Annotated in this window: 8 protein-coding genes and 3 pseudogenes; 8 read left to right on the top strand and 3 right to left on the bottom strand. The window is 59.7% G+C overall.

The features are described 5' to 3' along the window. Window positions 1-56 precede the first annotated feature (56 nt). The 6 genes from MTX23_RS26855 (at window position 57) to MTX23_RS26830 (ending at window position 7460) form a co-directional block, all read left to right on the top strand. Window positions 57-914 (top strand): MaoC/PaaZ C-terminal domain-containing protein, encoded by an 858-nt coding sequence (locus MTX23_RS26855; protein WP_280973203.1) that lies wholly within the window; start codon window positions 57-59, stop codon window positions 912-914. A gap of 1181 nt (window positions 915-2095) precedes the next feature. Then, complete coding sequence (gene ectB, locus MTX23_RS26850) at window positions 2096-3454, top strand: diaminobutyrate--2-oxoglutarate transaminase (RefSeq protein WP_280978208.1); 1359 nt, start codon at window positions 2096-2098, stop codon at window positions 3452-3454. After that, window positions 3397-4287: a crotonase/enoyl-CoA hydratase family protein gene (locus tag MTX23_RS26845; protein WP_280973202.1), complete on the top strand. Its 891-nt coding sequence runs from the start codon at window positions 3397-3399 to the stop codon at window positions 4285-4287. The genes ectB and MTX23_RS26845 overlap by 58 nt, the downstream gene beginning before the upstream one ends. 564 nt (window positions 4288-4851) lie before the next feature. Next, the gene (locus MTX23_RS26840; protein WP_280973201.1) at window positions 4852-5547 is read left to right on the top strand and encodes a hypothetical protein; all 696 of its coding nucleotides are present in this window, start codon (window positions 4852-4854) and stop codon (window positions 5545-5547) included. A gap of 356 nt (window positions 5548-5903) precedes the next feature. Next, on the top strand, window positions 5904-7250 hold the full coding sequence (locus tag MTX23_RS26835; RefSeq protein WP_280973200.1) for an aspartate aminotransferase family protein: 1347 nt from the start codon (window positions 5904-5906) through the stop codon (window positions 7248-7250). Window positions 7251-7346: 96 nt separating this feature from the next. Continuing rightward, window positions 7347-7460: a group II intron maturase-specific domain-containing protein gene (locus MTX23_RS26830; protein ID WP_280973199.1), complete on the top strand. Its 114-nt coding sequence runs from the start codon at window positions 7347-7349 to the stop codon at window positions 7458-7460. A gap of 246 nt (window positions 7461-7706) precedes the next feature. On the opposite strand, the pseudogene MTX23_RS26825 reads toward MTX23_RS26830, so the two are convergent. Further along, window positions 7707-7826 (bottom strand): annotated as a pseudogene (locus MTX23_RS26825) (ATP-binding protein); the annotation flags it as partial. 508 nt (window positions 7827-8334) lie between these two features. Between MTX23_RS26825 and MTX23_RS26820 the strand changes: the two are divergent. Beyond that, window positions 8335-10437: a recombinase family protein gene (locus tag MTX23_RS26820; RefSeq protein ID WP_280973198.1), complete on the top strand. Its 2103-nt coding sequence runs from the start codon at window positions 8335-8337 to the stop codon at window positions 10435-10437. Window positions 10438-10443: 6 nt separating this feature from the next. Here MTX23_RS26820 and istB read toward each other — a convergent pair. Then, window positions 10444-11082: pseudogene (istB, locus tag MTX23_RS26815) on the bottom strand (IS21-like element helper ATPase IstB); the annotation flags it as partial. Window positions 11083-11094: 12 nt separating this feature from the next. Continuing rightward, entirely contained in the window at window positions 11095-12633 is a 1539-nt protein-coding gene (gene istA / locus MTX23_RS26810) for an IS21 family transposase (RefSeq protein ID WP_280978207.1), read from the bottom strand. A 205-nt stretch (window positions 12634-12838) separates the two neighbouring features. Between istA and MTX23_RS26805 the strand changes: the two are divergent. After that, window positions 12839-13017: pseudogene (locus MTX23_RS26805) on the top strand (transposase domain-containing protein); the annotation flags it as partial. Window positions 13018-13020: the final 3 nt, after the last annotated feature.

Raw genomic sequence — 13020 nt, 5'->3', positions numbered from 1 at the left:
GTCGCTCATTTTACGTGGGCATGGCGCCAAGGGCAACTCGAACAGGAAAGTACCCAATGCCGATCGACTATCCCGCTGTACTCAATCTCAAAACCGATGCCGTTCCCTATTCGTGGAGCGATCGTGAGGTAATGCTCTATGCGCTTGGCATCGGCATGGGCTCCGATCCCCTGAACGAAAAGGAGCTGCAGTTTGTCAACGAGACATTTGCAACACCCAAGCCGCTGAAGGTGGTTCCGACCTTTGCTTCGGTCTGCGCCTGGGGGGCGCGGCCGGGAATTATCGACCTCAATCGCGTCATGGTTCTTGATGGTGAACGCGACATCACGTTTCATAAGCCGATGCCTGTCGCGGCCAGCGTTACCGCGGATGCTCGCGTGCGAGGCGTGTATGACAAGAAGGAGAAAGGCGCGATTATTCAAAACGAAGTCGTCATCCGAGATGGTAATGGTGACAAAATCGTTACGATCGTTTCGTCGACCTTCGCGAGGGGCGACGGCGGTTTTGGCGGACCATCGGAGGGAATGCCAGAGCCGCACCAGGTACCCCGCCGAGCGCCCGACAGGTCAGTCGATATTCCCATCCGGCCTGACCAGGCGCTAATCTATCGTCTATCGGGTGATCGAAATCCGTTGCACAGTGATCCGGAATTCGCGCGTCGGGCTGGTTTTTCCAAGCCCATTCTCCATGGCATGTGCACCTATGGACTGACCTGCAGAGCCGTATTGCAGACGTATGCCGACTACGATCCCTCAGCGTTCCATCTTCATCGCGTCCGCTTTTCGGCTCCGGTGTTCCCGGGTGAGATCATCACGGTCAATCTCTGGAAGGACGGCAATTCCATTTCGTTCGAAGCTCATGTTCGAGAGCGTCGAGTTACTGTCGCCAAAAATGGGCAGACGGTGCTGGATTGAGGCCGGACCCTATCCCCTACAGAGGCGCGCGACAATGCGATGCGAAGGCGCCCGCGAGGATGTCGGTGAAACGCAGGGGAGCGCATAGGCCAGCCATTGAGCCGCGAATGAATGTTTTCGCGACGAGCGGCAGGCCGCTGAGCTGATGGTATCGAGTGACGGTCGATCACGTCGGCCGGCAAGGAACTCGGTCTGCGCGATTCTGTACTGCGGCGCTGGGTGGAGAAGCTTCGGCAGGAGCCGGCATCGGCGACGCGGCGCCCCACCACGCAAGCGACGCCGATGCCGGCGGCCAGGCTGCCGAGATCGCCCGGGTGCGCGAGGAGAACGAGCGGCTGCGCATAGAGTGGGACATTAAAAGAACCGTCCAGCACTGTGGCGCGCCTGTGCGGCGTAGAAACGGCCTCGTGCTATTCTTGGCGGCTGGAGGGTAGCGGCCGTTCGATTGTTGGAGGCACAATCTCCGTTAAAAAACATGGTCCATCGGTGCATGCGAACTTGAGAGTGGTGACGTCGCCCTGACGACGATCCCGATTGGGAAGATGACGATTGGCATAGCCCAAACCCTCCTGCTCATCATTGAATCAAGAAGAGGACGGCCGGCGACCGCCCAGAACTTAGGCCGATCAACGCCGGGGCCGCCGCCATCGACATCGGATCAACGATGCACATGGCTGCGGTGAACCCGCTTGCACCCACGTGCCTGTGCGCTCTTTCGGCGCATTCACGCGAGACCTGCATGAGCTGGCGGACTGGTTCAAAACGTGCGGCGTGACGAGTGTGCGATGGAATCCACCGGGGTCTATTGGATCCCGCTCGGTTTGAGGTGATTCTGGTCAATGCGTGGTACATCAAGAACGTGCCCGGCGCAAAACCGATGTCAGCGATGCCGCGTAGTTGCGCTAGAGTCGTTCCTATGGCTTGTTGCCTGCTAGATGGCGAGGACAGGCGTAACTCTGACTCACAGAATACTACTAACGTTAGTAGGCGCGTTGTTGCCGGCTCTCAGGTAAGTGAGTGGAGCCGTTCTCGGAGACACGCGTCGTGTGCGCCGAGACGCGCGCCGCGTTCGGGCCAACATGTCGACAGCTGGCGCAATCTGACAGAACCGAGCTTATTCTTTGAACCGTTTGCTTACGGAGGAGACGATCATGGGTGAAGTGATCAGCGAGCCACGTAAAATGCAGGCCCTCGAAGCCTTAGAATCAAACGTCCGCTCGTACTCTCGTTCATTTCCGGCTATCTTCAGTAGAGCGCGGGGTTCCATTATGTTGACGGACGATGGTCGAAAGATCATTGATTTCCTCTCCGGTGCTGGAACGCTGAACTACGGACACAACAATCACCAAATCAGAGCCGCCATTACGGAGTATCTAGCATCGGATGCCGTAGTCCACGGCCTCGACATGGCCACTCCTGCAAAGATCGAATTCATGGAGACTTTCAGTTCTGTTATACTTCGAGAGCGAGATCTGCGATACCGGTTCCAATTCACAGGGCCAACAGGTGCTAATGCTATTGAGGCAGCTTTAAAGCTCTCGCGCAAAGTCACAGGACGTCAAAACATCATTTCGTTCACGCAGGGATATCATGGCATGAGTTTGGGAGCGATTGCCGCGAGCGGTAATCGCTTTTATCGCAGGGCCAGCGGAGCTTCTTTGTCGGGCGTAACTTTCATGCCTTATGATGGCTATCTTGGGCCGGCTGTCGATACCGCTGATTATCTACGAAAGGTATTGATGGACGAGAGCAGTGGCGTCGATTGTCCAGCTGCCATTCTCGTCGAAGCTGTGCAGGGAGAAGGTGGCATAAACGTAGCTCGTAAGGAATGGCTGCAATCAATTCAGACCATAGCAAAGAATGTTGGCGCCCTCTTTGTAGTTGATGATATCCAGATGGGCTGTGGTCGCACCGGCGAATTTTTTAGCTTCGAATTCGCAGCGTTGTCGCCAGATATTGTCGTTCTGTCGAAATCGCTAAGCGGGTATGGGCTACCATTATCAATGTTATTGATCAAAGAAGAGGTCGACGTATGGCGGCCGGGAGAACACACAGGCACTTTTCGCGGAAACAACCTTGCACTTGTATCTGCAACCGCCGCCATAAATATCTATTGGCGCAGCCGGACTTTGTCGCAGGAAGTTAATCGCACGGCAGAACGTATGCGGCGCCGACTTCAGGCCATAGCATCCGGGTATGGAAACAATTTTACAGTTCGGGGACGGGGCATGGCATTGGGCTTCGATTGCCAAAAGGCCGAAATCGCTGAGGCTACGGCTCGCAGGGCATTTGAGTGGGGATTGATTGTCGAACGATGCGGCCCCGTTGATCAGGTCGTAAAATTTTTGCCTGCACTCACGATTGATCTCGAGACGCTAAGTCAAGGACTTGACGTATTCGAGGAAGCTTTGGCCGAAACATTGAAACAGACTGGGGCGCGTAGCGCACCGACCACTGTTCATCCAGACAATAGGAAAAAAACATGGCTTACGAGACCATCAAATATGGGGTCGTCGAGCAGATCCTCACGATCAGCTTGAACAGGCCGGAGAAACTCAATGCCTGTACGGTCACCATGGAGCGGGAACTCATCGATGCATTCGACCGCGCCGACGCGGACAATGACGTCCGCGCCATTGTCGTGACTGGCGAAGGCCGTGCCTTCTGCGCTGGCGCTGACCTTTCCTCCGGCGCCGACACATTTGATCGTGACGCGCGGCTCGGACCCGTGAGACGGCTGCCCAATGGCACCGTGGATTACAGCGATCCGAAGGTCAGCGACAGCGGCGGTCAGCTCACGTTGCGGATCTTCAAGTGCCTAAAGCCTGTCATCGCCGCGGTGAATGGCCCGGCCGTCGGCATGGGCGTGACCATGCAGCTCGCGATGGACATCCGTATCGCGTCTGAGGCCGCGCGCTTCGGTTTTGTGTTCTCCCAGCGTGGTCTTGTGCCGGAGGGGGCTTCGAGCTGGTTCCTGCCGCGCATCGTCGGCATCGCGCAGGCGCTAGAGTGGTGTTACAGTGGACGGGTGTTCCCGGCGCAGGAGGCGCTCGCCGGTCGGCTGGTCAGCAAGGTGGTGCCGCCCGATCAACTGCTACCCACGGCGCGTGCGCTCGCGCGCGAGATCGCCGAGAAGACCGCACCCGTATCGATCGCGCTGATCCGGCAGATGATGTGGCGCATGCTAGGGGCCGATGATCCCATGGAAGCCCACAAAATCGACAGCCGTGGAATCTATACGCGCGGCCGCTCGCCCGACGTCAAGGAAGGCGTGATGGCGTTCCTGGAGAAGCGGCCCGCAGCGTTCAAGGATAGAGTGCCAGCCGACATGCCAGATTATTTTCCATGGTGGACGGAGCCCGAGTACAAATAATCATCGGTCGTTCCGGCCAAGCGAGGCGCAAGCCGGGAATGTGCAGATATTGCAAGTCTAAAGGTGAGAGTCCGTTCAATGTGAGGTCTCGTCACATGCTACGAATTTAGAACTTCGCATGCGACTGCGCTGAAGGGGGCGACGAGCGCGGAGACGAACAAGCAGCCTGCGCGACGACCCGTTTCGGCGCACGTGTGCTCCGAACAGGCGGAATATCCGGCGGGCGCATCGCAGCAAGACCGGTCAAAGTCCATTTGCGTGACAATCTCCGCGGCAATCATCGGTGCGCCGCGAGGCCGAATCGTCGCCCCACTCGAGCAGTATCTGAGCATGCGCCAAGGGACTTGGATACAAGTACCAGCATCCGGGCCGCCGGCTCGGCGAGTTCGTCTCCGTCATGGCAAGCACACAATAGCTCACAGTGAAAAGCGAAAGTGACCAGCTTCCAACTTTCCTCACCAGAGTAGGTAGTGTCTTGATGTATTGTTGATGGAGTACCATCAATTTTATACTCGCCGTATAGGCTAGGACGGAACTCATCACGATGGGGCCAAGGGTGCAGCAATGGTAAGCGTAGTTAATCCGCTGCAAGTTTCACGTTTCCTTCAAGCATACGACGCCGCCGCCGCCCAAAAAGGCATCAAGCTTTCGATAGGATTCGATTTTCATGAATATGTCTCGATCACACGAGCTCTTCCAACAAAGAAGCCGACATATCCAAATTTCCGGCCAGATCGCTCGCCAATTAAACTAGGCGAAGGATATTGGATGATAGGCGTCGATAAGAATAACGAAGTCGCACTTGTAGAGGCTGCTCGACTGTATGACCTTTCGCAGAGCAATCTTGCGGAACATCTAGAGTCCTTGAAAGCGTTTTACGCTGATCCCAATTTACATGCGCATCCTCAGGATCGTTGTACTTGCAGGGCACCTAGCGCAAAGAAGATTAGTGGCAAAGTAGCCTATCACGGGGATTTTTGGTTGCGCAAAGACTTTAGAGGGCAGGGCATGCCAGAAATCATGGCCGCTGTACTGCGGGGCGTGTCGTTTGCCATGTGGAGGCCGGACTTTGTGGTCGGACTGGCAGAGCGTTGGCTATTAGCTAAGGGCGTCCTTGCACAATACGGACATACGCACCATGAACCGGGCGGGTCGATACTACACTTGGTAGAGGAAGATATTGTGGACGATGATCTACTTGTTTGGCTTACTGGCGAGGAGTTGGAAAGTCTTGTTGATCGCACGACAGAAGCGAACTGAGTCGATGTTAGTCCACAGCATGATGATGTTCCACAGCAATGTCAAAAAAGTTCGAGGGGACCATTCTGGCATACGCGCGAGATGCTTCTATCAGCGTCATCGTTTCTACCTCCGTGCTTGAGATGCCTGGGACCCGAACGACTGGCAAAAGTGCACTCCGCGAGACGCAAAGAGAGGCGGCTAATTGTATTCATAGCGAATTTTCATGTTCAGTGAACGTCGCGATGCTCCAGAGAAACGTTGGCAATTCGTCTGCCAAATGGAAGGAGCCAAATGAGGGAGCGACGACAAGTAGAGCTCGGCCCAAATGGCATATAAATCGATGTCTTCCTAGACTAGAGGACAGGATCTAAGCGATGATGGCAATCGCAGGTGTCGGGCAGAAATCTAAGGAACGGTTTGCTCGTGCGCACTTGGTTTTTCCTGATGGTACGTCCCGAGTAACTGTCGAGCGGGATCCGGAGCCGCTCTATGTCGATCGCGGAGAGGGCAGTTATTTGATCGATGTCGATGGTCGTCGGTTTCTCGACCTCAATTGCAACTTCACGGCGTTGATCCACGGTCATGCTTTCACGCCCGTTGTGGAAGCTCTAACGCGTCAACTCCAGCGCGGCAGCTGCTTCGCAAATCCGACAGAGAGTGAGATCGAACTCGCTGGGCTGCTTTGCGGCCGGATTCCGCAGGCTGATCGTGTTCGCTTCGTAAATACGGGGACTGAGGCCGTGCTGTTTGCGATCAAGGCTGCGCGGGCCTTCACCGGGCGTTCGAAAATCGCCAAGCTTGAGGGGGCCTATCACGGCGCCTACGATTGGGCGGAGGTGAGTCTGGCCGCAACGCCAAACAACTGGGGTGATCCGATCGCACCTAAGTCAACGTGCGTCTATCGCGGGATGCCTGCGAGCGTGCTCGACGAGGTGCTTGTGCTCCGCTTCAACCAAGCTAAAGTCGCCCGACAGTTATTGTCGATACATGGGCACAAACTTGCGGCCGTCGTAGTGGACCCAATGCCCAGCCGCGGAGGTCTAATCCCGCCGAAGCCTGAATTCGTTGCTGCGGTCCAGGAAGCGGCCCATAGCCACGGCATTCTAGTGATTGCTGATGAAGTGCTGAATCTCAGGCAGAGTTTCCAAGGGGCGTCCGCCCGCTATGGCCTTGTTCCGGACCTCGTCACGATGGGCAAAATTATCGGCGGCGGTTTGCCGATTGGAGCAATCGGCGGCCGCGAAGATGTGATGAAAGTATTCGATGCCTCCGCGGGCCGGCCGCTCGTTCCGCAAGGCGGCACATTTTCCGCCAATCCCCTGTCCATGGTAGCGGGTCTTGCCGCAATGCGGCATCTAGATCATGCGGCATTTTCACACCTTGAAACACTTGGAAACATTGTCCGACATGGAATCGATCGAGCCATCTCGGATCGGGGCGCGCCTCTCTGCGTAACCGGAGCCGCCTCACTTTTTCGCATCCATCCTATGGCACGGGTACCGAACGACTATCGTGAGGCGCATCCCTCACCGGCCGCAGCGACTCTGATGAAGGAACTCACGCGCTTCCTAGCAGGCAACGGTATCATCTTGCCATATGGCGCTGCCGCGTCGATCTCAACACCGATGACTCGCGCCGACGCAGAGCTTATCGTTGATGTGTTCGCAGGCTTCCTCGATAACCATCAAGACATGCTGGACGCCATTAGGGAGCGCGAATAATCGCTTTTAGTACTCGATGAGGTTGTGACGCTGCAAATGTTTTCCATGCGAGCGGCAATCCGGGATTTGAACCTCTGAAGACGAATCCATGTATCAATGGTTGACATCGCTCGGCAGCTGAATCCATTCCTTCGGGGGTGGATTGAGTACTACAGTCGATTCACGCGCGCGGCTCTAGGGCCACAGGGCGCGGAGTGCGGATTCCGATGATCTCGCCCGGGTGTACCGATTTGATCTCGCCCAGGATTCCGAGATGATCTCGCCCACCATTCCGATTTGATGTCGCCCGGGGCGCGAGGCGTTCTGGCTGTTTGGTTTCTGGCATCGGTGAAGCCGCGGGGTCAACTTGAATCGCGGCTTGAGGCCCTTCTTCGTCTGCTGTTGGTCTGCTGTGGGCATGTGGGCAACGCTCTTTGCGTTGTCCAAGCGCAGCGGCATGTCCACAGCGCCACTGGCTCAGGCCTTTCGATCGGGTTTGCGGGTTCGCCGCAGGCTCTCGCCGTTGAGATCGATCCGGTGGGCGTTGTGGACCAGGCGGTCGAGGACGGCATCGGCGTAGGTGGGATCACCGAACACGACAGAGTACCCCTATTCTTGAACGGGTCGTGTCTCACATCACGATCACTGACCCGCATCATTTCCTTTTTGGGCAGCGGCTTGAGGTGCTGAAGGAGCGGTCGGGGCGCGGTCCCGCCTACGTCGTTGTCGCGCTGCCGGACGGACGGCGGCGGGGGGTTCGGATCGCCTCGACGGACCTTGCCGAGACGATCACTTCCCACCCGAACGCCGCCGATCTGCCGCGCATCAGTGCACGTACGCTGATCCCATTGATGCAACATTTGAGCGCGAGTCTGAGCCTTCTCGACGAGAAGGTGATTCGCGATGACCCACCGACCGCTTCCAGGTCGCGTTGCGTATCGACCCCTACCGACATTGGCAAATCCACCAGACCGCCGCACGGCCGACATTCCACGCCTCTGGCCAAATCTGTCGGCCGCGACACAAACCCAGATCGCTCAAGTCCTCGCCACGCTGCTGCGGCGAATGCAAGCGGTTCCCGGCACGCCCGGAAGGGGACTGGGTCGTGCTGATCAGCTTGAACGCCGTTGACGAGCGGCTCACGACTGCGCACCGAGCCAAGTTGGCCTATGTCTACGTGCGGCAGTCGTCCGTGAACCAGGTGCGCCAGCACCAGGAGAGCACGGAGCTGCAGTATCGCCTTGTCGATCGCGCCGTCGGTCTGGGCTGGCCCCCGGAGCGCGTCCAGGTCATTGACGAGGATCTGGGCAAATCCGGTGCTGGCGCTGTGGATCGGCATGGTTTCCAGAAGCTCATTGCCGAGATCGGCCTTGGCAACGCCGGTCTTGTGGTGAGCCTCGACGCTTCTCGCTTGGCCCGCAATAACCGGGACTGGCATCAGCTTCTCGAACTGTGTTCGGTGTTCGGCGTGCTCATTGCGGATGGCGAGCGGCTTTACGATCCGCGGGCCTACCATGACCGCCTGCTGTTGGGCTTGTCCGGCATCATGAGCGAGGCGGAGCTGCATCAGCTTCGGATGCGCCTTCACCAAGGGGAACGCCAGAAGGCGGAGCGGGGCGAACTGCGGCTGCCGCTGCCGGCGGGGCTCGCCTACGACCGCGCGGGCACAATTGTTCTCAATCCCGATGAGGAGGTGCGGGCCCGTCTTCATCTGGTGTTTGCCAAATTCCGGGAACTGCAAAGCGCGCGCGGTGTAATGCGTTACTTGGACAGGAATGGATTGTCCTTGCCGGTTCGGCCGCTGCTTGGACCATCTCCACACGAGATCGTCTGGCGTGCGCCAGATAGTGCACGCGTCCTTAATATCCTTCAGAATCCGGCCTATGCTGGGGCGTATGTTTATGGCCGCCGGCAAAAGGATCCGAGCCGATGCCGGCCGGGATCGCTGACGGGAACGGTCAAGGTAGCGATCGCGGATTGGGCGGTTTGCCTCCACGCCGCTCACCCAGGATATATCAGCTGGGAGGAGTTCATGGCCAACCAGGGGCGATTGGCAGATAACGTCTGCCGCTATGAGGGAGGACACTCTGGCGTACCGCGCAAGGGGGCAGCCCTGCTACAAGGAATCGCGGTCTGCGGTCGTTGTGGACGGCGCATGAGCATGCGCTACACGGGCCCGAATGCCGACTATCCGGTCTATTGCTGCCGCTCGGATCGGGACCAGCAAGGCAGTGCAATGTGCCAGGAAGTCCGGGCCTTGGCCGTTGACGCGCTGGTTGAGCGGATGGTCCTCGATGCCCTGGTGCCGGATCAGATTGAGATCGCGCTCGCAGCCGCGGGCCAACTGGAGCAGGAGAGCCGTCAGCTCGAGCGCCAGTGGGCGCTTCGCGTGGAGCGCGCCCGCTACGAGGCCGAGCGCGCTCGACGCCAGTATGACGCCGTAGAGCCCGAGAACCGCCTTGTGGCACGCTCACTTGAGCGGGCTTGGGAAGAGAGGCTGCGTGTCGTCGAGGCGATCGAGCAGGAGCATGCGCGTTGGCGCGGGCACGAGCCGCTTCTGATTGGCCCGGCGGAACGCGCAGGGCTACAAGCACTCGGCGAGAACCTGCCGCGGATTTGGAACGCGGCCACCACTTCGGTAGCCGATCGCAAGCGCATTCTGCGATTTGTGATCCGCGAAGTCGTTCTTGATCAGAAGCGGACCCGAGGTCAGGTGTGGCTCAAGATCGTCTGGCAGACCGGTGCAACCAGCGAGCATCACGTGCAACGGCGCGTTCAGACCTACCGCGATTACATCGACATTGATCGGTTGCGGAAACGGATCATCGAGTTGAATGCTGAACACAAAATGGATGCCGAGATCGCGGCAATACTCAATCAGGAAGGCTTCGTCGCGGCCCGAGGCTGCGCCTTCAAAGGCGAGAATGTCTGGCTGTTGCGTACCCGCTGGGGCATTCCCACCGTTAAAATTAACGGCGTGGACAAGAATCCGATGCGCTGGCCCGATGGGAGTTTCTCAATTCAGGGCGCCGCGGCTGAGCTTGGAGTGACCCCGCAGACAGTGTTCGATTATCTCGCGCGAGGATTGCTGGCAGGTCATCAGTTGGCCAAAGGCCAGCCGTGGCAGATCGAGCTCTCAGACGACCAAATCCGACAGCTTCGCAATCGGATACGACGCACCAATCGTTCGAAGAAGGAGGCATCATGAAGTCATCGGCTCGCCGATCAGCGCGTGCCATTGATCGACGGGGAGCTGGCTGGTGACGGTGGTGGAGCGGCGGCCGTAGCGGTCCTCGAGGATCTCGAGGAGGTCGTGGCGGGCTGCGGCGTCGAGCGGCTCGAGGCCCCAGTCGTCGAGGATGAGCAGATCGATGCGGCCGAGCGCCCGCAGGAGCCGCGGGTGGCGGCCGTCGCCGCGCGCCAAAGCGAGATCGGTGAACAGCCGCGGGACACGCTGGTAGAGCACGGAGCGATTGTCGCGGCAGGCCTTGTTGCCGAGCGCCGAGGCGAGCCAGCTCTTGCCGACGCCGGAGGGCCCGCAGATCAGCAGGTTGGCGTGGTCGTCGATCCATTGGCCTTCGACCAGCATCGTCAGGAGGCTGCGGTCGAGGCCGCGCGGGGTGCGATAGTCGATGTCCTCGACGCAAGCCTGCTGGCGCAGCTTGGCGTATTGCAGCCGCTTCGATAGCCGCTTGTCGCGTCGCAGCGAGGCTTCGCGTTCGAGCAGCAGCGCGAGCCATTCGGCATGGCCGAGGCTTGCGGCATCGCCGCCGGCTTCGATGTCGGCAAAGGCCTTGGCCATGCCATGAAGGCCGAGCGCGTGAAGCTGATCGAGGGTCGGATGGGTGAGCAAGGCGTGATCTCCCTAGTTGTAGTAGCGCGGCCCGCGGATGTTGGGATGAAGGATCGGCGCGTCGTCCGCGGAGCGCTTGGGTGAAGGACGCCGATCAAGGTTGTTGGCGAGGATCGATTTGACCGAACCGTAAGTGCGCGCGCCGATATCGATCGCCCGCATGGCGGCGGCATCGAGCCGCTGTTGCCCGTAGGATCGGGCGAGCCGGATGATGCCGAGGCAAGCGCGGAAGCCCTGTTCCGGATGCGAACGCTCATCGAGGATCAGATCGCACAGCGCCGCGGTGGCCGGTCCGATGATGGCGGCCTCCTTGCGGATGCGCTCGATGGTCCAGCCGGCGTAGCGCCGATGACTGGAGGCCATGTGCTCCGGCACGGTCGTGTGCTTGTGGTTGCCGCTCATGCGCTGATGCGCGGCGATCCGCTCACCCTTGTGGAAAATCTCGACGGTGCGGGCGGTGACGCGTACCTCAACTTCGGCGCGGACGAAGCGATGCGGGACGCTGTAGTAATGCGCCTCGACCTCGACGTGATAGTCGATGCTGACCCGGCAGATCCGCCACTCGGCAAACACGTAAGGGCTTTCCGGCAAGGCCTTGAGTGCCGGCCGGTCGATCTCCTCCAATAGCTTGCGGCGGGTCACGCCGAGCCGCCGGATCGGTCGCTCCTCGTTGAGCCGGGTCATTAACTCGGCGATCGCCGCGTTGACCTCGGCGAGGCTGTGGAAGGTCCGGTGGCGCAGCCGTCCAAGCAGCCAGCGCTCGACCATGAGGACCGCCTGCTCGACCTTCGCCTTGTCGCGTGGCCGCCGTGGCCTGGCCGGCAGAATGGCGGTGCCGTAATGCGCCGCCATGTCGGCGTAGCTGCGGTTGATCTGCGGATCGTAGAGGCAGGCTTTGATCACCGCGACCTTGGTGTTGTCCGGCACCAAGAGCGCCGGCACGCCGCCGATCGCCTCGAAGGCGCCGACGTGGCCGCTGATCCAGTCGGTGAGCCCCTGCGTCCAGGTCGCCTGCGCGTAGGTGAAGCTCGATGCGCCGAGCACCGCGACGAAGATCTGCGCGGCGCGTCGCTCGCCGGTGAACCGGTCGATTACCACCGGCACGCCGTCGCCGGCATAGTCGACGAACAGCTTGTCGCCGGCCGTATGCGACTGGCGCATCGTCACCGACAGGCGGCCTTCCCAGGCGCGGTAGAGCTCGCAGAACCGCGAATAACGATACCCGTCGGGTTCGCCCGCGATGTACTCGTCCCACAGGATCGACAGCGTCACATGCTTGCGCCGGAGTTCGCGGTGTACCGCCGCCCAGTCCGGCTCGGCCTGCCGGCGATGGCCCCGCCGGGTGCCGGGACCGGCTCCCGCGCTGGCGAACAGCCGGGCTTCCAGCGCAGCGTCGGTGATGTCGTCGGGCAATGGCCAGGTCAGCCCCGCCGCCTCGAACCGGTGGATCGTCAACCGCACCGTCGAAGGGGCTGTCCCCACCCGCCGCGCAATCTCGCGGGTCGGCATCCCGGCCGACTTCAATCTGATCACATCGCGCACATGGCGCATCGCAAACCTCTCCGTCGGCATCCAGGTCCCCCTTCGCAAAGCCGAAAGGCGGGACCGTATCGGAGCCAGAAGAGGCCTCGTCACCCCGGGCGACATCATCCCGGAATGGTGGGCGAGATCATCTCGGAATGGTGGGCGACATCAAATCGGAACGGTGGGCGAGATCATTCCGGAATGGTGGGCGACATCGAGCGGAATCAGCAGCGCGGAGAACTGGGCCTGCATCACTTCGCTGATCGAGACCTGCGAGCTCTGCGGCATCGAGCCGTAGGCCTATCTCGCCGACGTCCTCGCTAAGCTGGTCAACTCTGGCTGGCCTCCCGTCTGGACGAACTCATGCCTTTGGCCTGGGCCGCCGAGCGCGGAAGAAGCCTCGCGGCTTGACGA

The sequence above is a fragment of the Bradyrhizobium sp. ISRA436 genome (assembly GCF_029910015.1).
Lineage (GTDB): Bacteria > Pseudomonadota > Alphaproteobacteria > Rhizobiales > Xanthobacteraceae > Bradyrhizobium.
This window is presented reverse-complemented; position numbering and strand designations above follow the sequence as displayed.